This is a genomic window from Priestia sp. VA7, from assembly GCF_055710015.1.
Genome location: NZ_JBVQPN010000005.1, coordinates 302,223 through 326,216 on the forward strand (window position 1 = coordinate 302,223; position 23,994 = coordinate 326,216).

At 38.5% G+C, this 23,994-nt stretch carries 19 protein-coding genes; 5 read left to right on the forward strand and 14 right to left on the reverse strand.

Annotation, left to right across the window (positions count from 1 at the left end):
* Nucleotides 1-118: 118 nt before the first annotated feature.
* From cydC to AC0C45_RS23650, 8 genes are all read right to left on the reverse strand, one after another.
* Nucleotides 119-1,867 (reverse strand): thiol reductant ABC exporter subunit CydC, encoded by a 1,749-nt coding sequence (cydC, locus tag AC0C45_RS23615; protein WP_472928886.1) that lies wholly within the window; start codon nt 1,865-1,867, stop codon nt 119-121.
* Nucleotides 1,864-3,576, reverse strand: coding sequence for a thiol reductant ABC exporter subunit CydD (gene cydD, locus AC0C45_RS23620; RefSeq protein WP_047931277.1), 1,713 nt, complete (start codon nt 3,574-3,576; stop codon nt 1,864-1,866). Before cydD ends, cydC begins: the two co-directional genes overlap by 4 nt.
* Nucleotides 3,576-4,592 carry a cytochrome d ubiquinol oxidase subunit II gene (gene cydB, locus AC0C45_RS23625; RefSeq protein ID WP_047931278.1) on the reverse strand — a complete coding sequence of 339 codons (1,017 nt, stop codon included), beginning with the start codon at nt 4,590-4,592 and terminating at the stop codon, nt 3,576-3,578. The genes cydD and cydB overlap by 1 nt, the downstream gene beginning before the upstream one ends.
* Nucleotides 4,579-5,985: a cytochrome ubiquinol oxidase subunit I gene (locus tag AC0C45_RS23630; RefSeq protein WP_034648205.1), complete on the reverse strand. Its 1,407-nt coding sequence runs from the start codon at nt 5,983-5,985 to the stop codon at nt 4,579-4,581. The genes cydB and AC0C45_RS23630 overlap by 14 nt, the downstream gene beginning before the upstream one ends.
* Before the next feature lie 302 nt (nt 5,986-6,287).
* A complete protein-coding gene (locus AC0C45_RS23635; RefSeq protein ID WP_013059882.1) occupies nt 6,288-6,743 on the reverse strand; it encodes a threonine/serine exporter family protein in 456 nt (151 codons plus the stop codon).
* Nucleotides 6,744-6,757: 14 nt separating this feature from the next.
* Nucleotides 6,758-7,519 (reverse strand): threonine/serine exporter family protein, encoded by a 762-nt coding sequence (locus tag AC0C45_RS23640; RefSeq protein ID WP_016765969.1) that lies wholly within the window; start codon nt 7,517-7,519, stop codon nt 6,758-6,760.
* Nucleotides 7,520-7,663: 144 nt separating this feature from the next.
* Nucleotides 7,664-8,674, reverse strand: coding sequence for a LacI family DNA-binding transcriptional regulator (locus tag AC0C45_RS23645; protein WP_034648203.1), 1,011 nt, complete (start codon nt 8,672-8,674; stop codon nt 7,664-7,666).
* A 95-nt stretch (nt 8,675-8,769) separates the two neighbouring features.
* Nucleotides 8,770-9,546: an alpha/beta hydrolase gene (locus tag AC0C45_RS23650; RefSeq protein WP_047931279.1), complete on the reverse strand. Its 777-nt coding sequence runs from the start codon at nt 9,544-9,546 to the stop codon at nt 8,770-8,772.
* 189 nt (nt 9,547-9,735) lie between these two features.
* Here AC0C45_RS23650 and AC0C45_RS23655 point away from each other — a divergent pair, with 189 nt between their 5' ends.
* Nucleotides 9,736-11,121 carry a sugar porter family MFS transporter gene (locus AC0C45_RS23655; RefSeq protein WP_047931280.1) on the forward strand — a complete coding sequence of 462 codons (1,386 nt, stop codon included), beginning with the start codon at nt 9,736-9,738 and terminating at the stop codon, nt 11,119-11,121.
* A 72-nt stretch (nt 11,122-11,193) separates the two neighbouring features.
* Here the strand turns inward: AC0C45_RS23655 and AC0C45_RS23660 are convergent, their stop codons facing one another.
* The 3 genes from AC0C45_RS23660 to proB all read right to left on the reverse strand — a co-directional run bounded on the left by AC0C45_RS23660 (nt 11,194) and on the right by proB (nt 13,535).
* Nucleotides 11,194-11,331 carry a hypothetical protein gene (locus tag AC0C45_RS23660; RefSeq protein WP_162837675.1) on the reverse strand — a complete coding sequence of 46 codons (138 nt, stop codon included), beginning with the start codon at nt 11,329-11,331 and terminating at the stop codon, nt 11,194-11,196.
* A 129-nt stretch (nt 11,332-11,460) separates the two neighbouring features.
* Nucleotides 11,461-12,705 carry a glutamate-5-semialdehyde dehydrogenase gene (locus AC0C45_RS23665; protein ID WP_047931281.1) on the reverse strand — a complete coding sequence of 415 codons (1,245 nt, stop codon included), beginning with the start codon at nt 12,703-12,705 and terminating at the stop codon, nt 11,461-11,463.
* On the reverse strand, nt 12,702-13,535 hold the full coding sequence (gene proB / locus AC0C45_RS23670; RefSeq protein WP_047931282.1) for a glutamate 5-kinase: 834 nt from the start codon (nt 13,533-13,535) through the stop codon (nt 12,702-12,704). The genes AC0C45_RS23665 and proB overlap by 4 nt, the downstream gene beginning before the upstream one ends.
* 243 nt (nt 13,536-13,778) lie before the next feature.
* On the opposite strand from proB, the gene cstA reads away from it, so the two are divergent.
* The 3 genes from cstA to AC0C45_RS23685 all read left to right on the forward strand — a co-directional run bounded on the left by cstA (nt 13,779) and on the right by AC0C45_RS23685 (nt 17,599).
* The gene (gene cstA / locus AC0C45_RS23675) at nt 13,779-15,587 is read left to right on the forward strand and encodes a carbon starvation protein CstA (RefSeq protein ID WP_013085534.1); all 1,809 of its coding nucleotides are present in this window, start codon (nt 13,779-13,781) and stop codon (nt 15,585-15,587) included.
* A gap of 275 nt (nt 15,588-15,862) precedes the next feature.
* Nucleotides 15,863-17,323 (forward strand): catalase KatA, encoded by a 1,461-nt coding sequence (gene katA, locus AC0C45_RS23680; protein WP_472928887.1) that lies wholly within the window; start codon nt 15,863-15,865, stop codon nt 17,321-17,323.
* A 153-nt stretch (nt 17,324-17,476) separates the two neighbouring features.
* Nucleotides 17,477-17,599 carry a hypothetical protein gene (locus AC0C45_RS23685; protein WP_267922008.1) on the forward strand — a complete coding sequence of 41 codons (123 nt, stop codon included), beginning with the start codon at nt 17,477-17,479 and terminating at the stop codon, nt 17,597-17,599.
* A gap of 49 nt (nt 17,600-17,648) precedes the next feature.
* Here the strand turns inward: AC0C45_RS23685 and AC0C45_RS23690 are convergent, their stop codons facing one another.
* Both AC0C45_RS23690 and AC0C45_RS23695 read right to left on the reverse strand, forming a co-directional pair.
* Nucleotides 17,649-19,898 (reverse strand): sensor histidine kinase, encoded by a 2,250-nt coding sequence (locus AC0C45_RS23690; RefSeq protein WP_047931284.1) that lies wholly within the window; start codon nt 19,896-19,898, stop codon nt 17,649-17,651.
* Nucleotides 19,876-20,565 carry a response regulator transcription factor gene (locus AC0C45_RS23695; protein WP_047931285.1) on the reverse strand — a complete coding sequence of 230 codons (690 nt, stop codon included), beginning with the start codon at nt 20,563-20,565 and terminating at the stop codon, nt 19,876-19,878. The genes AC0C45_RS23690 and AC0C45_RS23695 overlap by 23 nt, the downstream gene beginning before the upstream one ends.
* Nucleotides 20,566-20,815: 250 nt before the next feature.
* Between AC0C45_RS23695 and AC0C45_RS23700 the strand changes: the two genes are divergently transcribed.
* Nucleotides 20,816-22,267: an alpha-amylase gene (locus AC0C45_RS23700; RefSeq protein WP_014457695.1), complete on the forward strand. Its 1,452-nt coding sequence runs from the start codon at nt 20,816-20,818 to the stop codon at nt 22,265-22,267.
* Between the two features lie 31 nt (nt 22,268-22,298).
* Here AC0C45_RS23700 and AC0C45_RS23705 read toward each other — a convergent pair whose 3' ends face one another.
* A complete protein-coding gene (locus tag AC0C45_RS23705; RefSeq protein ID WP_013085539.1) occupies nt 22,299-23,732 on the reverse strand; it encodes an anion permease in 1,434 nt (477 codons plus the stop codon).
* Between the last annotated feature and the right edge of the window lie 262 nt (nt 23,733-23,994).

Consider the following 23,994-nt stretch of genomic DNA (forward strand, 5'->3'; position numbering starts at 1 on the left):
TGCTAAACGCATACTCTTTTCTTTGAATCCAAGCTGCTTTCTTTCGTTCGACACATATTTTACTCGTGTTTGTCGAATTTCACTTTATTATCAAATAATAAAAAACCTTTAGCTTCTGCTAAAGGCTTTTTGCCGGATGATCCAATTCATATAGCTTTTGATAGTGACTGTTCGTCGCAAGTAATTCATCATGCGTTCCTCGAATGGCTATCTTACCATCTTGCAAAAATAAGATTTCATCCATTTTTTCCATCCCAACTAAATTGTGCGTAACCCAAATTAACGTTTTATCTTGAAGAGTTTCAAAGATAGTGGATAACAAACGCTTTTCAGTCATAGCATCCAACCCTGCAGTTGGCTCATCTAGCATAACAATTGGCGTATGCTGAAGCAGAACACGTGCTAACGCAATCCGCTGACGTTCTCCTCCCGAGAAGCGCTGACCTGTTTCGAGCATCGGCGTTTGATATCCTTGGTGCAAACCTTCCACAAGGGAGTGCATATTCACTTGCTTCATGGACTCAATTACTTCTTCTTTTGTGGCCTCTTCATTAGCTAGTAATAAATTGTTGGCTACGCTTGTATTAAATAAATAAGGATTTTGATTTAATACAGAGATGAGTTTTGGTACATCTTCACGAAATTCAGCAACAGACTGACCGTTTAGTTGAACTGTGCCTTCTGTAGGTGCTAAGGAGCCTTGCAGCAACTTTAATAGAGTCGATTTTCCACCTCCACTCTTGCCAAGAATCGCAATTTTTTTCCCTTGCTCGACTTGAAATGAAAGATCATGAATGACTGACTCCTCCTCATTACTATAGCGAAAGCTTACATGCTCAACTTTTAATCTAACCGAATTCCATGAACCTTTATAAGGTAAAGAAAGAGTATGTTTTTTCTTTCCGTTCACATATTCCCAGTTCTTTTCCATTTCCTGTACTCTATTTAATGATTCTTCAAACTGAGGAATCTTTTCTACTGCATTGGATACTGGCAGCAACGCTTCAGATAAAGGAAATACTACTAAAATAAAAGCAGCAATAAACACACCTGCAAGCTCTTTATCTGCAAAAAGAGAAGCTCCAAACCAAATCATTGTGACAATTAAACCTGCTACAATAAGTTGTCCAAACAATTCTCGGTAATACGTCCATAGTTTAAGCTTACGATCCATGCCGTCTAACTCATTTTCTGTTTTGTCATACGAATGAAAAAATGACTGCTGCTGACCGCTTAACACCCAATCAGCAACTCCTAAAAAGCCGTCTGTGACCTTGGCATATAACTGTGCTTTGCTTGATTTATATCGCTGATTGGCTGCCTTCATATGCCAAAGGGAAAAAAGCGGCATTACTACTACTAATAAAAATAAATAGAGGGCAATCAAACATGCAAACTTCAGGCTAAAGAATCCTAAAGCTACAATCGAAATAACGTATAAAATAACAGCTGAAATTGTTGGAAGAATGGTACGCAAGAACAAGTCTTGTAAACTTTCAATATCTTCCGCGAGAACTCCTAAAACATCTCCTGTTTGATAGCGAGATGTATCAATTAACGGTTCAATCAAATGATAAAGACGCGTACGCATTTTAGCTAAAATGCGAAGAATAAAATCGTGACTGACAAGACGCTCCGCATAACGGAAAGCGGCTCGGCTTAAACCAAATGTACGCACAAGTACAATTGGAACATAAACCAATAAATTCGTTTCTGGCCGTAAGGAAGAAGCTGAAATCAAATAACCTGACGTGAACATTAGCGCGCAAGCAGAACCAATCGTTAACAAGCTTAGTAATAAGATAGAAAAGATACGATATTTATATGTTTTAAAGTAGGGCCATATCCAACTTTTATATTTCATCATATCTCCTCCTCTTCATGTAAAAATTGATAGTAAGCTCCTTTTTTTTGAATTAATTCTTGATGATTACCGATTTCTGCAACCTTTCCGTCCTCTATTACAACAATGAGATCCATTTCTTTCATCCAATGCAGACGGTGCGTAGCTAAAATAAATAACTTATCCTGGAACATCGTTAAAATATCTTGCTTTAATTCATATTCCGTTTCAATATCAACTTGTGCCGTTGGTTCATCAAGCATAATAATAGGACGGTCGCTTAGAAATGCCCTTGCTAGAGCAATCCTTTGAGCTTGACCGCCGCTAAGCTGTCGTCCCCCATCCCCTATCATTTCATTTTCCTTCTTAGGCATCTGTTGAACCGTTGATAAAAGTCCTGCTTTCGTTAAAGCATCTTCATAATCATATGAGCCGCCTCTGTCTTGATAAAATTCAATATTTTCTTTTACTGTTCCATTAAAAATAAATGGGTGCTGTGGGATATACGTAATCTGCTTTTGCCAAGCATCTGAGCGTAAATCAATTGGTACGCCGTTTACTTCAGCAGAGCCTTCTGTAGATTGTACAAAGCCGCTTAGTATATCAATAAGCGTCGATTTTCCAGCTCCGCTTTTTCCGATGATTCCAATTTTCTTCATTCCTTTAACATGCAGTGACACATCTTCAAGAGAAGGTGGATGCTCTTCGTCATATTTTACAGTGATATGCCTTAATTGAAGTTCACTGTTTTCAGTCCAACTAGGAACATCTTCTTTTTTAGCCGGCGATTTTTCAGCCTGCTTCACAATCTTAAGTAATGCATCTCCGGATTCTTTTCCGTCTAATGTTGCATGGTAATCATTTCCGACTTCTCGTATCGGCAGGAAATATTCAGGCGCCAGCAATAAAATCATAAGTGCAGGCTCTAATGTCATAGACCCGTTTACGAGCCGCAAACCAAGCATAACAGCCACGATGGCTACAGATAACATCGTAAAGAAATCTAAAGCAAACGTAGATAAAAAAGCAATTCGGAGCGTTCCCATTGTCGCTTTTCGATAACGGTCACTGACTCTTTCAATCGTTTCAGCATGCTCCTTACTTTTCCCGAGAAATGTTAAAGTTTCTAACCCTCGAAGCGAATCTACAAAGTGGTTGGACAACACGTGATATGTCTCCCATTGGCTATCTATTTTTTTTTGTGCAGCTAGTCCGAGCAAAATCATAAATAAAATTAAAATTGGCATGGTCACAAGTAAAATAATGCCTGAAAGCCGATCATGGTACCAAACGAAAGCAAGCACCAGCCAAGGTGTTACGCTAATGGCAGCCAGTTTAGGCAAAAACAGCTCGAGATAAGCACGAAGCTTCTGTAGGCCTGTGGTGATGAGCGTCACCAAGTTTCCTGTTCCTTCATCTTTGGTAAAACGCGGTCCTAATGAAAAAATGCTTTGCATGACTATCAAACGAAGTTCCTGAGTCGTTTTGACTCCAAATTGATATGCTGTTTTTTTTACTATAAAACCTACGATCTGACGAATCATAAAGGCAGACAAAAACAATCCGATTGCTTTTGTCTGCGAAGTTAAACTTTCACCATGAAAAAGAGCGGTAACTACTTCGGCGAGCCACTTAGCTTGAAAAATAATGGCTACACTTTGAATAGTAATAAGCCCTATTAACATGGCAAGAACCATTTTTATTCCGTTGTAAACCATTAAATTTCTACCCATTAATACTCCATATGCTCCTTATGATCTACACGTTTTCTGAAAACGTAGTAGCTCCAAATTTGATAACCTAACACAAAAGGCAGTAATGCAATAGCAGCGTAAGACATAATTTTTAAGGAATAATTCCCTGATGCTGCATTATGAATCGTTAAACTATAGCTTTGATTGATTGAACTAACCAAAACGGTTGGAAACAATCCTGCAAATATAGAGGAGATTGATAAAATTAAAATTAAGCCAGACATAGCAAATGCCCATCCGTCTTTTTTACGTGTAAGGAAAAATCCTGCTAGTAAATACACGAAAATACCGATGAAAAATGTATATAGCATCAAGCGGCTATGATTACTGAATAAATCCGTTTCAAAAAACGTCATGCCTGAAAAGATAAGAAGTAATAAAGCATTTATAGGCAAAAGCTTCATAGCGACCTTCCGTGAACGATCTCTAATATCGTCCATCGTCCGGATCGTGGCAAAAATAAGTCCGTGCCATAAGCAAAGCATTGTTAACGTAACGCCGCCTGTGATGGTATATAGATTAACAATATCCAAAAAGCCGGCATTCATTTGCATGTTGCGCTCAACAGGCAGTCCTTTCATTAGCGCTGAAAATAAGATACCAAAAATGAGCGGTGGAAAAAGACTTCCAAAGAAGATAACCCAATCCCATGCATTTTTCCACGCTTGTTTTTCAACTTTCCCTCGAAATTCAAATGCTACACCGCGTCCGATAAGGGAAAGCAAAAGAAGAACAAAAAGAACATATGACCCGCTTAATAGCGTTGCATACCAGTTTGGAAAAGCGGCAAACATAGCACCGATTGCTGAAATTAGCCAAACTTCATTTGCATCCCAAAAAGGACCGATTGTATTAATAAAAGCTCGTCGCTCTAAGTCGTTTCTTCCTAAAAAACGAGACACCATTCCAATCCCAAAATCAAAGCCTTCTAAAAAGATAAAACCAACAAAAAGAATGGATACTAGTAAATACCAGAATTCATTAAGAGAAAACATTGTATCCCTCCTTTGTAAATGGATCAGTTGATACTACTTTTGTATGTGCTTCGTGATCATGATCTGGACCTTTTTTAATTTCTTTAACGAACAAGAACACCATAATCACAGCTAAAATTAAATAAAAGAACGAAAACGAGATAATAGAAAACAGCAATTCACCTGCTGTTACACCAGGAGACACGGCATCTTCCGTTTTCATATAGCCAAATACAACCCAAGGCTGACGGCCAATCTCTGTCATAATCCAACCTGCTGAGCTTCCCAGGAACGGAAAGGCAATGGCAATCGTCATAATACGTAAAAATAGTTTGCTTTCTTGAAGTTTTTTACGAGAAAGCAAGTACGTGCCCCAAATGCCTAATGCACATAATACGCCACCTAGACCAGCCATAATGCGGAAACTCCAAAATGTTGTTCGAACGGGTGGAATATAATTTCCTGCTCCATATTTCGCCGTATACCGCTCCTGCAGCTCGTTCATCCCAGGAACGGAACCTGAAAATTTCCCGTATGATAAGAAGCTTAATAAATAAGGTATTTTGATTTCCCCCGTATTTTTCTTTTCATCGGGGTGAATATTTGCTGTCACCGTCCAAGCGCCTGGACTTCCGCTGTTTTCCCATAATCCTTCACTTGCGGCCATTTTCATCGGCTGTGTTTTAACTAAGTATCCAGCCTGTTCATGACCAGATAATGCAATTCCTACACCTGAAACTAACCCTACAATAATGGCAACTTGAAATGATTTTTTGGCAAAAGCCAAATGTTTTTTCTTCAAGAGCATAATGGCACTGACACCCGTGATAAAAAAGGCGCCTGTTGCAAACGAACCTAAAATGGTATGAGGGAATTCAACCCACAGCTGGCCGTTTGTTAGCAATTTAAAGAAGTCATTCATTTCTAAACGGCCATTATTCAGCTCCATTCCAACCGGATGCTGCATAAAAGAATTAGCCGTTAAAATAAAGAACGCCGAAAAAATAGTACCTAGACTAACAAGCCAAATACATAGACAGTGCAGCCATTTAGGTAAACGATCCCACCCGAAAATCCACAGTCCAAGGAAAGTGGACTCCATAAAAAACGCGAGCAGTGCTTCAATAGCAAGCGGCGCACCGAATACATCTCCTACAAACCTTGAGTACTCTGACCAGTTCATGCCAAACTGAAATTCTTGTAAAATACCTGTTACGACTCCGACAGCAAAGTTAATCAGGAATAAGTGCCCCCAAAACTTTGCCATTTTTTTATACTGTTCATCTTTTTTTACTACGTACATCGTTTCCATGATCGCTACTAAAAAGACAAGACCGATAGATAGCGGTACAAAGATAAAATGAAACAGCGTCGTTGATGCAAATTGAATACGTGATAGTATAACTGTATCCATCTTCTTTCTCCTTTCATATATAAGAACATTCATCATTTCCATAGATACTTTGCTCATTTCTGAGCATCTTTTACTTACATTGTGAAACATTGAGCATAATAATTCGAGAGATATGCTCAATGTTTCACATACATATGTAATATCTCTCTTTCTATTTACATAGTATAGTCTATTTTTTTAGCTGTGCACGTGCATTTTTTGAACGTTTTTAGACTAAAACGTGACTTTCTTGTGACAAAAAAGTGAAGGATCTCTTTATTTTTTTTCATAAAAAAAGCACGCTCTGATTTGAGCTTGCTTCTCTATGGTCGATATTTTGCTTTGGCATTTAATTTAGACTGACGAATGATTTGGTTGATGACTTCAGAAAACACAATACCAATGGCAATTGAACCTGAGATCATAAAGGCTTTTGCTGCAAGACTAATCGCTTCATTATAGTTATTTTCTACAAAGTTACGCATGGCATCGTATGCTGTTCCTCCCGGAACTAGCGGAATAATACCTGCTACGGTGAAAATAATGATCGGCGTTCGATAAATTTTCGCGTAAATTTGACTAATAATAGCAATAAAGAAGGCCGATGCAACTGTGCTTGGAATTTCATCTACGCCATAGAACGTTAGCAAATAGTAAATGAGCCAGCCAATCATTCCGACAAAGCCACTTTTTAATAATGATTCACGTGGAACATTAAAGATGATCCCAAATGCTGCTGAAGCAATAAAACTTGTAATTATTTGCTCTACGATATGCATATGATGCCTCCCTTCTATAGAAGTGTAAATACAATGGCAATACCTGCACCGATAGCGAATGCCGTCAGAAACGCTTCTGCTCCTTTTGATAATCCAGACAGTAAATGTCCCGCCATTAAATCTCGCACTGCATTGGTAATGGATAAGCCAGGAACGAGTGGCATAACGGACCCAATAATAATTTTATCAATTTGCGTGCCTACTCCTGAAGCGACTAAAAGAGCTGATAAAAGTCCAATAACTAACGAAGCGGTAAACTCAGCAAAAAAGCGAATCGGAATAAGACGGTGGAAATACACCACGGTTAAAAATCCGAGACCTCCTGAAAACATAGCTGGAATAAAGTCCGTCCATAAACCTTGAAACATGATTAAAAAGCATCCGCTAGAAATGGATGCAGCTGCAAGTTGAACCCATAGTGGAAAAGCTACGTTTGTTGCTTCAATTTCTTGTAGCATTTCATACGCTTCCTCCAAGGAGATGTTTCCTTGACTGATTGTTCTTGAGACGCTATTTACCATGGTTACTTTTTTTAAATCTGTCGTTCGTTCGGAAATACGAATTAACTTCGTTTTCGTCGGTTCTTTCGTTTCAAGTGAAAACATAATCCCTGTTGGCGTCACATAGCTGTGGGATTTTTTTATACCGTAAGACGCTGCAATCCGCATCATTGTGTCTTCTACTCGATACGTTTCTGCCCCGCTTTCTAACATAATTTTACCTGCTAGTAAGCTAACGTCCATAATTTCATATTTATCTAATTTTTGTTGTGTCATCAAATCGCTCCAAACATATTAAAGCTTGGTTTTTTCCCCTACAGCATACAGTGTATAAGAAAGAGGGAAGTGGACGCAATGGTTAATGTAAAAAAGTGTGGACTTTTTGTCTCACACTTTCAAGAATAGTATATACATTCCTTATCAATTCATACGTTTTGTGGTCTCGCGCTCTACTAATATAGGTGCCATTTTATACTGGATCTGATCTATTTCTTGCTGATCCTGAATTTGCTGAAGTAAGAGGTTTACTGCTTTTTCAGCCATTTTTTCCATCGGTTGACGGATAGTTGTTAGTGGAGGATGCGCTTCACTAGCTTCAGTAATATCATCAAACCCTATAACAGACAAATCTGATGGAACGTGAAGCCCATTTTGCCACGCACAGTGTATCACTTTCAGAGCGATGTAATCCGTAGCACAAATAAGCGCAGTTGGAGGCTCTGGATGATGAGCTAGCTCATTTATAAACTGATATAGTTCATCTGAGTTATTCATATCTTCTTTCACAAACTTTGCGTTTGCTGACGGTACATACTGATAAAAAAGAGACAGACGGTGCTCGACTCCGCTTACAGCTTTTCCAACGAACCCTATATTCTTATGACCAAGGTCCGTTAAGTGAGCAACAGCTAATTGCATTCCCACCGCATCATCTACATGTACAATCGGCCAAAGTGCAGAAGAGGCGTCTCCTGTAAGAGAAACGTAAGGCGTTTGATATTGTTTTAATACATCTACAAACGGATGCTGAGCAGCTACATAGTCTAATAAAATGACCCCATCAAACCAATGGTTCATCATAACATTTAATTGACGCTCAGCCGTTGTTTCTTCGTAATCCGTGTGTCCAATAAGAACGTCCATCCCTCGACTTTGGACTTGTTGCTGTACCTTTTTTAATAGTTCAATTAGAAACGGATCTTTTAAATCTCTAATTAATATCCCGATAATCCCTGTTTTTTGGGCCCGAAGAGCTGCCGCAAATGGATTCGTCTGATACCCCAAATGAGCTGCTGCTTTTAGCACTTTTTGTTTAGTTGTTTCACTAATTTTAATTTTACCTTCTTTATTATTGAAGATTCTTGATACCGTAGCTAATGAAACACCCGCTTCTTTTGCTACTTCTGTGATCGTGACTTTTTTTCTCCCCATTCGTACCGACTCCCATTTCCTTTTAGTCTATCGACCAAGTAAACATTTTTCTTTATTATACTACTAGAAGCCGGCACCACTGAAAACTACCTTCCCTACTTTTCGCTAAACAGCCACTTTAACACATCTTGAATTTTTTGATCCCAATATGCCCAGTCGTGACTTCCTTTTCCTTCTTCATATGTAAAACAAATAGGCTCTTGCTTACAACGCTCGGAAAAACGTTTATTTTCCTGATATAAAAAATCTTCCGTTCCACAGCATTGATAAATACGCGGAGTCACTTCTCCATAGCGCCGGCGATTTTCAAGCAGCCAGAAAAGATCATCCTCAGGTCTAATAACAGGGGGCATGCCAAAAATCAAAGGATAATCTAAGAACTGAACTTCTCCTCGCCCTCCAAGCCCTTCAACGTCCATCACTCCTGATAAACTGGCAGCTGCAGAAAATTGATGTGGTTTGCGAAACGCCCATTTTAAGGCGCCGTACCCTCCCATAGAAAGGCCAGCCACAAAATTATCTTCTCTTTTTTCCGATAACGGAAAGAATGATCTAGCCAAGTGAGGAAGTTCTTCTGTTACAAACGTCCAATACTTCTTTCCATAAGCCATATCTCTATAAAAGCTGCGATCTACATTTGGCATTACAACTGCAAGTCCTAATTCTGATGCGTAGCGTTCAATCGAAGTTCTTCTCATCCATATCGTATGATCATCAGAAAGGCCGTGTAATAAATAGAGCGTAGGGTGTTTCTCACTTCTTGTATTGGTTTGTAAACCAATTTGAGATTTTGTTTGCTGCGGTATCATAACGTTCATTGAAGTACTTATTTGCAATACTTCTGAAAAAAAATCACATTGCATAAACGCCATATTTCTCTTCCCCCTATTTTTTCTTCCCTATTGGTTGATAACAAAACGTACATAATTCATATAAAAGTTGAAAAATAGTTTGATTATTTACAATTTTTAGTTTAACATAAAAACATCTTTTATGAAAACGTTTTACGTATAACGTTTTTTTAATTGAAATAGTGACGGTGATTCAAAGGAGGAATTTATATGGGGATAGTAAAAGTAACTTCTGACGAGTATAAGGAGCAAAAAGGAAATCTATTTTTCGTGATTTTCATTTCATGTGCAGCTGCTTTTGGAGGGTTGCTTTACGGCTATGACACAGCCGTCATTTCAGGAGCTATTGGGTTGATGAAAGTACATTTTAATCTTAGTCCAACGATGGTAGGTTTTGTTGTATCTAGTCTGCTGCTCGGTGGTGCCGTTGGGGTACTTGCTTCGGGGAAACTGAGTGATCGATTCGGTAGAAAAAGCATCTTACTTTTAGCAGCTTCTTTATTTGTCGTATCCGCAATTATGCAAGCGCTATCTTCATCCATCTCTTTTGTGATTATTTCTCGAATTATTGGAGGACTAGGCATTGGTATGGCTTCTGTTCTTTCTATTACCTATATTTCTGAAATAGCCCCTCCGCACATGCGTGGCCGCTTAGGCTCTCTATACCAATTTGCTGTTGCCGTTGGGATTGTTTCTGTCTATTTTGTAAATGACTACATTTTATCTATTGGGGAAGACGCTTGGCAGAATTCCACGGGATGGCGCTACATTATCGGTGCTTCTGGTATTCCAGCTCTTTTATTTCTTCTTATTCTTTCTCCTGTTCCTGAAAGTCCGAGGTGGCTGGTAAAAGCAAACCGCACTTTAGAAGCTATGGACATTTTAATTAAAATCAATGGTACACACATTGCACGCCAAGAGCTGTATCATATTGAGCAATCGTTAAAAGAAAATCAACCAGCTTCTCTTTCGCTTTTTAAAGAGGCCTGTCTTCGAAAAGCGCTGCTTATTGGTATTCTACTTGCAGCCTTTCAACAGCTTGTCGGAATTAATGCCATTATTTATTACGCCCCGCAAGTTTTTGAAGCATCTGGAGCTAGAGGAGATTTATCGCTCCTTGTTACGTCTATGATTGGTGTGGCTGCCTTTTTAGGCGTTCTTTGTTCCATTTGGCTTATCGACCGGATTGGCCGCAAAGCTTTATTGCTTATTGGCACAGCTGGTATGGCCGTTACGCAGCTTCTCGTTTCCTTTGGGTTTCATTTTCAAGGTACTGAAGGGTTGACTACTAGTTTACTTATTGTTTTTTATTTATTTCTTTTTAATATTTCTATGGGACCGGTTGTATGGGTTGTGATTTCTGAAATTTTTCCTAATCATGCGAGAGGCTATGCAATGTCTATTTCTACGTTTTTCTTGTGGGTAGCTAATTGGTTTGTATCTCAGTTTTTCCCTATCCTTTGGAACAAAGCTGGAGGATCTTTTACATTTTTATTCTTTATGGTTATGTGTCTCGCTTCATTTTTGTTTATATGGAAGTGGGTTCCGGAAACAAAAGGAAAGTCACTTGAAGAAATTGAACATATGTGGAAGTAAAAGAAGAGGTTGGGATATAACCAAATGAATCCAATCTAAAGACGAACAAATGGGATACATGAGCTAAACGGCTTATGACACCGTAGTTGATTTCCGTGCAAGACTTCGCTTTCCGCGGGCGGCCGCTGAGCCTCCTTGTCGCTTGCGCTCCTGCGGGGTCTCATCTGTTCCGCTTTTCCCGCAGGATCCTTCGTCTCGCTCTCCAATCAACTACTAGAAGAATCTAAACAAATGAAAACTATGTTCATCCTAACAAAAAAACGAACCACTAATCAAAAATTTTGATCAATGGTTCGTTTTTACTTTGTCTAAAATATTTTCGTCCCAGCCTCTTCTTTTTTATCGAATTTGTCCATCTCCGTAAATAATATATTTTAGCGTTGTTAATTCTTTTAATCCCATCGGTCCACGCGCATGAAGCTTTTGTGTACTAATTCCGATTTCTGCCCCGAAACCAAACTCTTCTCCGTCTGTAAACCTCGTTGAAGCATTCACATAAACAGCGGCTGAATTAACGCGCTGTAAAAAACGCTGAGCATGGGCATAATTTGTTGTGACAATCGCTTCAGAATGATGTGAACTATGAACATTAATATGGGAAATCGCTTCATCGATATCATCTACGATTTTAACCGCCATGATGAAATCCAAGTATTCTTTCTTCCAATCCTCATCCCCTGCGGGAACAAGATCTGGAACGATTGTTACCGCACGTTCATCACCGCGTACTTCTACATCTTTCTCTCGTAGCGCTTGAACAATAATCGGCAAAAATTCATGAGCCGCTCGTTTATGGATAATCAGCTTTTCGGCTGAGTTACACACCGCTGGACGAGATGTTTTTGCGTTAATGACAATATTGGCCGCCATGCCACCGTCATATTCTTCATCAACATAAATGTGGCAGTTCCCAGTTCCTGTCTCAATAACGGGAACCGTTGCATTTTTTACCACCGCTTCAATTAAACCCGCACCGCCTCGAGGAATTAATACATCGATATATTCATTTAATTTCATTAACTCCAGTGCTGTTTCTCTCGACGTATTTTCAATAAGCTGTACGCTATGTTCAGGCAACCCTGCACTTGCCGCAGCTTGAGATAATACAGAAACAATCGCTTGATTCGAATAAAACGCCTCGCTGCCTCCGCGCAAAATAACTGCATTTCCTGCTTTTAAGCATAAGCCTGTTGCATCACACGTAACGTTTGGACGCGCTTCATAAATAATTCCTATGACACCAATAGGTACACGCTGCTGTCCAATTTGTAAGCCATTTGGTCGCTTCGCCATAGACAGCACTTCTCCTACCGGATCTGCAAGCGCAGCTACTTGGCGCAGGCCGTCTGCCATTCCGTGAATCCGCTCTTCATTTAAAGATAGACGATCCAACATCGCTTTTGACGTGCCTTTTTGAACGGCTTTTTCTACGTCTAATTTATTTGCTTTTAAAATCGCCTCTTGTTGATCCAATAGAGCAGCCGCCATTTTATAAAGTGCTTGCTGTTTTTGTTCGCTCGTTACATTTCCTAAGAAATAAGAGGCTTCTTTTGCCTGCTTTCCTTTAAGCTGCAATTCACTCATTTCATTACTCCTTCAGCTTGTTTTAAGAATAACGTTCCAATTTCTTGGCCTTCAATAATATCTCGCAAAATACTTGGTTCTTTACCATTTGCTAAGATTAAGCTCACGCCTGCACTTGTAGCTGTTTTAGCAGCGGTAAGCTTTGTGACCATTCCGCCTGTTCCAACATCCGTTCCGCTATCTCCAGCAAAATTCTCAAGCTCCGGTGTGATGGCATCTATTACTTTCATTAATTTAGAGTTAGGGTTTTTTGTGGGATCTGAATCAAAGAAACCGTCAATATCAGATAAAATAACAAGTAAATCTGCGTGAATCAAAACTGAAACAATGGCAGATAAATTATCGTTATCTCCAAAACGCACGATGTTTTCAATTTCATCGATTGCAACCGTATCGTTTTCATTCACAATAGGAATTACTTTGTCTTCAATTAATTTTTCAAACGTGTTCACAACGTTATTGCGCACATGTTCATCTTCGATTACATCCTTCGTTAACAGTACTTGACCAACGATGTGGCTGTACTCACCAAAGAATTTACTATAGATATGCATAAGCTCACATTGCCCGACAGAGGCCGCTGCTTGTTTTTCTCGAATAGAAGTTGGCTTTTCCTTTAACTTTAGTTTTTTTACTCCCACTTGAACGGCACCTGATGTAACAAGCACAACTTCTTTTCCTGCATTCATTAAATCAGATAAAACACGCGCTAGTTTTTCAATGCGTGCTAAGTTAATATCTCCATTATCATAGGTCAACGTAGATGTCCCTACTTTGACTACAACACGCTTGCTGTTTTGTAACTCTTGACGATGGTTCACTCTTTTCATCTCCCTAACTAAAACACCTAAATGCGTACTAATTTTTTTAAAAATTATAGCAGAGATTATGCGAAAAGTCTTATAGTTTTTTAAAGGGAATTTGAACTTTCTAATTTTTTAAATAATTAAGGGAAAAACTGGTGATAAAAGCGCTTTCTTCTTTTATAATGAAAGTTGTAAGGGGAACACACAATTACATAACGTTGTGTAGTAGTACAAACATCAGACAACTAAGGGATAGGGGGATTTTTAATGAATGCGGTTACGATTGTTATTGGATCTATCTGTATTTTAATGATTGCGTATCGGCTATACGGAACATTCATGGCTGTTAAGGTCTTGAAACTAAACGATTCGCAAAAAACGCCAGCACATGAACTTGAAGATGGGAAAGATTATGTGCCAACCAACCGATGGGTAACATTTGGTCATCACTTTGCAGCTATTGCAGCTGCAGGTCCGCTTGTTGGACCTATTTTAGCAGCTCAGTTTGGCTATTTGCCCGGACTGCTCTGGCTTTTAATAGGAGCTGTAATCGGAGGAGCCGTTCACGATGCGGTTGTGTTATTTGCATCTATGCGCCAAAAAGGCCAGTCGCTTTCCGAAGTGGCTAAAAAAGAGCTAGGACCTGTCGCTGGTTTTTGTACAGGTTTAGCTATGCTTTTTATCATTACCATCACAATGGCCGGTTTATCTATGGTCGTGCTACACGCACTTGAGAAAAATCCTTGGGGTACATTCGCTGTTGGAATTACGATTCCGATCGCAATGGGGGTAGGTATTTACCACAAAAAAACCGGTAATTTAAAAGCGGCTTCTACTGTCGGCTTCATTTTAATTTTAATCGCCGTATTTAGCGGTCCTTATATTCAAGGAACAGCTTTAGGAGATTTTTTAACGCTAGATATTAAAACACTTTCAATTATTCTTCCCGTTTATGCATTTTTCGCAGCGGCCTTACCCGTTTGGCTGCTTTTAGCACCTCGAGATTATTTAAGCAGCTTTATGAAAATTGGTGTCTTTATCGCGCTGATTGTAGGCGTGTTTTTCGTAAATCCAGCAATTCCATTTCCTGCAGTTACTGAATTTATTCACGGAGGCGGCCCTATTTTAGCAGGACCTGTGTGGCCGTTCATTTCCATTACGATCGCCTGCGGTGCTATTTCCGGCTTCCATGCATTTGTTGGTTCAGGGACAACCCCTAAGATGCTCGACCGTTGGAGTGACATTAAAGTTGTAGGCTTCGGGGCGATGTTAGTCGAATGCTTGGTAGGAATTATGGCATTAATTGCCGCAACAGCTTTACATCCTGGAGACTATTTTGCAATCAATTCTACACCTGAAGTGTTCAAAACGCTCGGCATGAACGTGACAGCTCTTCCTCAGCTTAGCCAAGAGATTGGTCTAAACTTAGAAGGCCGTACAGGCGGCGCTGTTACACTGGCCGTAGGAATGACATATATCTTCACGGAAATTCCTTGGTTCAGCCACCTGTCTTCTTACTTTTTCCAATTCGTCATTATGTTTGAAGCAGTGTTTATTTTAACTGCTATCGACGCGGGTACACGCGTTTCCCGCTATTTAATTCAAGACTTTTTCGGTGAATTTTATAAGCCATTGAAGCGAGTAGACTGGCTTCCGGGGTCCATTTTTGCAAGCGCCCTAGCCTGTTTTATGTGGGGGTACTTATTGTTCTCAGGAGATATTGGCTCAGTTTGGGCGCTGTTCGGCGTATCGAATCAGTTAATGGCCTCTATTGGTTTAATTATTGGAGCAACCGTTATTCTTAGAATTGCAGATAAACGCTCCTATATGCTTACTTGCCTTATTCCACTAGCCTACCTTTACGTAACGGTTAACTACGCAGGTTATTGGATGGTTAAGAATGTCTATTTAAATGAAGCTGCGGCAGGTTACAGCATATTAAATGCGACTCTTTCAATCATCATGCTTATACTCGGTCTCATTATTATGATTGCTGCGATTCAAAAATGGACGCAGCTTTGGCGCACGCCTCAGGCTGAACTGGCAGCGAAAGCAAACTTATCACAAAATATATAATACAAACACGCTTGCTTATATAAGCAAGCGTGTTTTTGATATGGTAATAGCCGGTCAAAATAATTGCACACCAGGCATTTTTATTATTAAACTAAATATACTATACAGAAAATTTTTTAAATAGTTCGTACACTTCACATGTTATATACCCCATTGACTACATCTCAAAATTAACACTTTAAATTATAATAATTATAATTTAGTATTGATTTTTTATTTAAAAATGTTATTATTGTTTCTAACATAATAAAATTCAAATAAGAGGTGGTTCTAAGATGACAACAAACAAGAATAACCTAACGACTAGTTGGGGAGCTCCGGTTGGAGATAATCAAAATTCAATGACCGCTGGTTCACGCGGACCTACTTTAATTCAAGATGTTCACCTTTTAGAGAAATTAGCCCATTTTAACCGAGAGCGAGTTCCTGAACGTGTCGTACACGCAAAAGGCGCCGGTGCCCACGGCTATTTTGAAGTGACAAATGATGTTTCATCCTATACAAAAGCAGCTTTCCTTTCTAAAGTAGGAAAACGAACATCTCTATTTGCTCGCTTTTCAACAGTAGCTGGTGAAAATGGCTCAGCAGATACCGTTCGCGACCCTCGCGGATTTGCTGTTAAATTTTATACAGAAGAAGGAAACTACGACTTAGTCGGAAATAATACACCTGTATTTTTCATCCGAGATGCGATTAAATTTCCTGACTTTATTCATACACAAAAACGCGATCCACGCACACATTTAAAAAACCCGACGGCCGTTTGGGATTTCTGGTCTTTATCTCCTGAATCTTTGCATCAAGTTTCTATTTTAATGTCTGACCGCGGTATTCCCGCAACTTTACGCCATATGCATGGATTTGGCAGCCACACATTTAAATGGGTTAATGCCGAAGGAGATGGCGTTTGGGTAAAATATCACTTTAAAACAGAGCAAGGTGTAAAAAATCTGTCTCCAGACGTAGCTGCAAAGCTAGCTGGTGAAAATCCAGATTATCATACTGAAGATTTATTTAATGCCATTGAAAAAGGCGATTTCCCTTCATGGAAACTGTACGTTCAGATTATGCCATTAGAAGACGCTGATACGTATCGCTTTGATCCGTTTGATGTAACAAAGGTTTGGTCACAAAAAGACTACCCTCTAATTGAAGTAGGTCGCATGGTCTTGGACCGCAATCCAGAAAATTATTTTGCCGAAGTGGAGCAAGCTACATTCTCACCTGGAACGCTTGTGCCGGGAATTGACGTATCACCTGATAAAATGCTGCAAGGTCGACTATTCGCATACAGCGATGCACATCGCTACCGCGTGGGTGCTAACCATCAAGCGCTACCGATTAACCGTCCGCGCAGCGAAGTAAATAACTATCAGCGTGACGGCCAAATGCGCTTTGACGATAACGGCGGCCGTTCTGTTTATTATGAGCCAAACAGCTTTGGCGGCCCAACAGAATCACAGGAAAACAAACAAGCAGCATACCCTGTTTCAGGCGTTGCCGATAGTGTTGCATATGATCATAACGACCATTACACGCAAGCAGGTGACTTATACCGCCTTCTAAGCAAAGACGAGCGTACACGACTAGTTGCAAACATCGTTGAAGCTATGAAGCCTGTAGAAAAAGAAGAGATTAAACTGCGTCAAATTCAGCACTTCTACAAAGCGGATCCAGAGTATGGAACACGCGTTGCAGATGGTTTAGAATTATCTGTTCCGCAGCAAATAAAATAAAGATATCAGTTTTACAAATGAGAAAATAAGGTTATTTTTCTCATTGTAGATTCTCGTTTATTCTCAATTAGTTTAACATTTTATCACTAAATAAGTATCCATATTTTATGGATACTTATTTAAATTCTTGTAAAAAGAGGAAGGGATGAAGAAATGATTGGACAAGAAATAAGATGTAATCAGTGTGATAAAGAAATAAAAGTACTAAAGCACAGTACGCTTTGCGGTTGCGGAATAAAATTACGAACGCTAAAAAAAGAGAAGCAACCAGCATAATGAGGTTGCTTCTCTTTTTTACTAGATATGCTGGTTATATTCACTCACATTAAAGAGTAATCGTTACTTTAAATAAATCTCCGTCAATTTCAATATTCAGTTCTCCTCCGTGCAAATCAATAATTGACTTAGCAATAGCTAACCCAAGTCCGGAGCCATCGGTTTGTCTTGAAGTATCCCCTCTTTTAAATCGTTCAAACAACTCATCTGCCTGCTCATTTAATTCATATTTACTTACATTTTTAAAGGTTAGTTTCACTTGTTCGTTTATTTCTTGAACAGAAATATAGACACGCGTTTGTTCAAGTGAATATTTCAATATATTCTCTATCAAATTGTCAAATACTCTCCATAATTTTTGACCATCTACAGTAGCAAATAGTGGCTTTTCGAGAGATTGAATACGAAATTGCAGAGTTGAATCTTCAATTGCTTCATTATATTCAGCTAAAGCCTGATGAAGAAGCTGGTTAATATCAATTTTGTCTTTATGCAATTCTACATTTCCACTTGCCATTTTTGACACTTCAAATAAATCATCAATAAGTGTCTGTAAACGTTTTGATTTACGGTCAATAATTTCAACGTAAGCATGTTGTTCGTCCGAAGTAAGATCTTGTGACTTTAGCAACGCTGTATATGTCATAATAGAAGTCAATGGTGTTCTTAAATCGTGACTGACGTTGGTAATTAACTCTGTTTTCAAGCGTTCACTTTTAACTTGAACATGCTGAGATGTTTGAATCTGCTGCTGGATATGATTTATATTTAGTGCTGCTTGAGTCAAAGCTGATTTCCCTTTGATAGGTAACGGCTCTTTCCACTCGGCTGTGGCGATTTGATCAATTGAGATAATAATTTTATTTAAATAATTAACTCGTAGCATAAGCAGTATCAAAGTAACCACTCCTACAACACTTCCAACAGCTAAGTACAGTATGGATACTTGTTCTGCAAACATAGATCCACTAGTCAATAGAGCTGCAACAGCAAACACGGCAAACACTAAAAGCAGCACTACAACCATTATATGCATGCCAATATGTCTGATAATAAAAATAGATTGAAGAAAATAAATTACTTGATAAACACACGCTCTTTTATATTCTTCTTTTATATCATCTATTGTGCGTATACGCTGAAACAGTAGAAATACTTGAAGTGCCCATAGGGAAATAGCTATGGATATTGCTATCATATAAAAGAAGAACGTAGCAACATGCTTATATGATTCTAATAAAGAAGCAGGATAGCCGTTCAGAACTAGACTTAATGTAAAAAATGAGTATAAAAGAAAAACAATTATACAAATATCTAAAGATATTTTTTTATAAACCCTCTGTACTGCAGTTTGTCTTGTTATTTTTTTAAAATATCCAGTTATTGTTTTTTTATAAATAAAGCAACCTATTAACAGAGCTAGTATCCCTGACAATGTATACACGAGAAACGCTACATTTTGATGATGATAATAGTTATACTCATCAAATAAAGGACTAATGAAGGTTTCTTTTTCAGGAACAGCAATTATACCCGTAAACTTCTGCTTTAAATACCGGGTCGGGATCTCTGAGTTTGCCTCACTGCTTAACGATGAATTTTTATATTCATCTGCTTGAAACACCAGCGGTGATTGAGCTGAATAAGTATGTTTATACAATATATTTTTCTGTTTTACTAATTGATTAACATCTTCTTTGCCTGCGTTTTGGATGTTCGTGTATATTTTATTTGTGTTCCTATCTTTTAAATAATACATGATGTCTTTTTTATATTGAGATAATGTTTTTTGTCGATCAAAAGCTTCATCATATAGCTTCTTTATTTCGAGTTTTTTGTTTTTCGCTATTTCTTCTCGAACGAATTGATCATCTTGAAACTTTTTTTGAATGTTTTTAACTTCTAGATCCTGCTGCTTTACATAGGCAGCTTCAACGTTTTTGCTCTTTGCCTGCTTAGCGTCTTCTATTTTTTCTTCATATTTATCGTGCACGTTTTTTATTTGTTCTGTTAATGTTCCTTCCGTATATCGATACGACTCAATCTCTTCTTCTGTTATCTTATTTGCATTAACGGTATTCTTATCTTTTTGTGTCAATTCTAAAAGGTAGAGATCATTTGTAAAACGACTTATTTGCTTTTTGAAGTCTTCTGATTTTATATAGCTGCTTTTTTGTAAATAGTTTGTTTTTAATAGATTATGCACGTTACTAATTGAAGAAATAGTTGATCCTAAACCAAATAAAAACAAGATAATCCCTACAGCTGAAATGACGCTACTTTTCCATTTTGTATCCAAGTCCCCACACAACCTTTACATACCTCGGATTTTTTGGTTCAATCTCAATTTTTTCTCTTATTTTTCTAATGTGTACCGCTACTGTGTTTTCTGCGTTGTAGCCTGGTTCATTCCATACGCGTTCATAAATATCATGTATGGAAAAAACTCTCCCTGCATTTTTCATTAATAACTCTACAATTTTATACTCAATGGGAGTCAGCTTAATGAATCCCCCGTCAAGAGTGACGGACTTAGCTTCAATATCAAGTACAAGACCTCGGATATCAATCGTCGTTTTTTCCTCATATGTACCTAATGTCACATATCTTCTTAACTGTGATTTAACTCTCGCTATCAGTTCTAATGGATTAAAAGGCTTTGTCACATAATCATCTGCTCCTACCTGCAGACCGAGCACTTTATCCGCATCTTCGCTTTTAGCACTCAGCATAATAATCGGGATATTTTTTTGTTCTCGGATTTTAAACGTCGTTGAAATGCCATCTTGCCTTGGCATCATAATATCAAGAATAATTAAGTGAACTTTTTCTTTATTTAGTATCTCTATGGCTTCGATTCCATCTTTGGCCGTAAAGACTTTAATACCTTCATTTTTTAAATAAATAGCAATACCATTACGGATTTCTTGCTCATCGTCTACGACTAAAACCACATATTCGTTCATTGATTTCTCACACTCCTTTTAAAAGTATATCATGGGTCATTTCGTCTATGGATTTTATTGTAAACTGCATTTCTTAAGAAAAAGGAAGGGTAAATCTTAAGATTTTCTTAAGCTTCATATGTTGAAAAAGGTTTAAAGAATAGGGATAACAGGAACGTTAAAAGAAAAAATATAATCAATTCCTCATTTGATTCTAAAGAACTGTCCGTGAGCGATTATATCTTTTTATTTAAAAGGAGGATGATTTAACTTGGAACGGAATCATACAATTATGCAATTTTTCGAATGGCATGTGCCAGCTGATGGCGAGCATTGGCAACGCCTCAAAGAGCTCGCTCCTCAACTAAAAGAACAAGGAATTGATTCCGTGTGGATTCCGCCTGTTACAAAAGGTGTTTCATCAGAGGATAATGGCTACGGCGTTTACGACTTATACGATCTTGGCGAATTTGATCAAAAAGGAACCGTTCGTACAAAGTATGGAACCAAGCAAGAGCTGCATGAAGCGATTGATGCCTGTCATAATCATGGAATTAATGTCTATGTGGATATTGTAATGAACCATAAAGCTGCAGCAGATGAAAAAGAAACGTTCCACGTCATTGAAGTGGACCCCATGAACCGAACAGAAGAAATTTCTGAACCTTTTGAAATTGAAGGGTGGACAAAGTTTACATTTGAAGGGCGCGGCGATCAATATTCTTCTTTCAAATGGAACTTTAATCATTTTAACGGCACTGATTACGACGATAAAAATGGAAAAGAAGGCGTTTTTCGTATTGCCGGAGAAAACAAAAGCTGGAACGAAAATGTCGATCAAGAGTTTGGCAACTATGATTATTTAATGTTTGCGAATATTGATTACGATCACCCTGAAGTTCGAGAAGAAATGATCAAATGGGGAAAATGGTTAGCAGACACCCTGCAGTGCGACGGTTATCGATTAGACGCCATTAAACATATTAACCACGATTTTATTAAAGAGTTTGCCCACGAATTGTCCTCTTCTCAAGAAAAGCCATTTTATTTTGTGGGAGAGTTTTGGAATCCAGAGTTAACAGCCTGTCAGGAATTCCTAGACGTGATTGATTATCAAATCGATTTGTTTGACGTATCTCTGCACTATAAACTACATGAAGCCTCTCAGCAAGGAAGAGATTTTGATTTAACCACGATTTTTGATGATACATTAGTCAAGACTCACCCTTTGAATGTTGTCACATTTGTAGATAACCATGACTCTCAGCCAAATGAATCTTTAGAATCGTGGGTAGAAGATTGGTTCAAACAAAGTGCTTACGCTCTAATCTTACTTCGTGAAGACGGCTATCCTTGTGTGTTTTACGGAGACTATTTTGGGATAGGCGGAGAGCACCCAATTGAGGGAAAAGAAAAAGATATTTCCGCTCTCTTGCATGTACGCTATGACAAAGCATACGGCCAGCAAGACGATTATTTTGATCACCCGAATACCATTGGATGGGTAAGGCATGGTGTAGAGGAATTTGAGAAGTCTGGATGCGCTGTAGTGATGTCAAACGGCGAAGATGGCGAAAAGAGAATGTTCGTCGGCGAACACCGAAGTGGACAAACATGGATTGACTTCACAAACAACCGAGAAGATCAAGTTGTGATTGAAGAAGATGGCTACGGACAGTTCCCTGTCAATGGCGGCTCTGTATCCGTTTGGGCTGAAGCATAAAAAAACAGTGGCTTGCGCCACTGTTTTTTTTTTACCATAGACCTAGCAGTTTCCACCACAAGCCGCCAATTCCAATCCAAATGATAATATGAATAATTGAAATTAAAAAGCCGAGCGACCACCATTTTTGCTGCGTTACATATCCACTACCGAAGAACACCGGTGCCGGTCCACTGCCGTAGTGAGTTAAACAGCCAAATAAATTGCTAAAGAACGCTAAAATTAATGCTGACAGTAACGGAGGCGCACCAGCGGCCACGATGACAGATAAAAATGCTGCGTACATAGCGCTGACGTGAGCCGTATTACTCGCAAAAAAGTAGTGAGAATAAAAATACGCAACAGCTAGTACAATCAACGCCGTCATCCAAGACATATGACTAACAGTGCCTTTCATCAGATCACTGAACCAAGGAATCATGCCTAGATCATTTAAGAAGGTTGCCATCATAACCAAAACAGCAAACCAAACTAATGTATCCCATGCTCCCTGTTCTTTTTTGATGTCCGACCAGCTTAACACTTGCGTTAAAAGCAGCGCACATAGACCAATAAAAGCAGTTGTTGTTGCATTAATATTTAAATTAGCTCCAAAAATCCACAGCACAAGAAGAAGTAAAAATACGCCAATCATGTACCATTCTTCTTTCTTTAACGGACCCATTTCATTTAGTTTTTTTGCTGCAATTTCAGATGCTTCCGGCGTTTCTTTTAATTCTGGCGGATACAGCTTATAAATAACAAGCGGAATAACAATTAAACTAATAATTCCAGGTACAATTGCAGCCGCTGCCCAGCCAACCCATGAAATAGTCTTGCCTGTAATTTGTTCCGTCATTTTAACAGCAAGAGGATTGGCCGCCATTGCCGTTACGAACATAGCGGATGTGATCATATCTCCTTGAAACGATACTTTTGTTAAGAAAGCGCCGACTCTGCGCTCCGTACCGTCTCCAGTTCTGGATCCGTATGTTTCGGATAAAGAACGAATGATTGGAAGAATAATTCCTCCAGCTCGCGCTGTATTAGACGGCATTGCAGGTGATAAAAGCAAGTCACTTACGATAAGAGAATACGATAATCCCAACGTCTTTTTACCGAACAAACGAACAAAGATGTAGGCAACCCTTGTTCCTAGACCAGTCTTAATAAAACCTCTAGAAATAAAGAATGCAATAACGATTAACCAAATCGTCGTATTTTGAAAACCGCTGAGCGATTGTTCAAGTGTTAATGTATTAGTTAATACAATAATGGTTAAAGATAAAATAGCTACACTGCCTAATGGCAATGGTTTAATGATAAGCCCTACGATAGTAGCCACAAAAATAGCGAATAAGTGCCAAGCCTTCACATCAAGTCCAGACGGAGGTGTAATAAACCATAAAATAAGTCCGATTGCCAGACAAATTAATAAAGGAATAAATTTCACTTCGCCGGCAGGCTTTTTTGTTGTTTCAGCCATAATCTTTCTCCTTTCATGTTTTTAAATAATAGTAATAGTATGCTCTTTCCACTTCGTACCCAATACTTATCCCATTTAAAATAAAATAATTGTAAAAATACGTTTAGTAAGGATGATATTGTAAAATTGTGAAATGTTGAGCATAATTCCTTTATTATTTTATCATATATATTGACAATATTTATCTCTTACCTTCATTTTATTCCCTTCAAAATAGCTTGTAAGCGTTATTTTATTAAAAATAAATAAACTGCATGAGTTC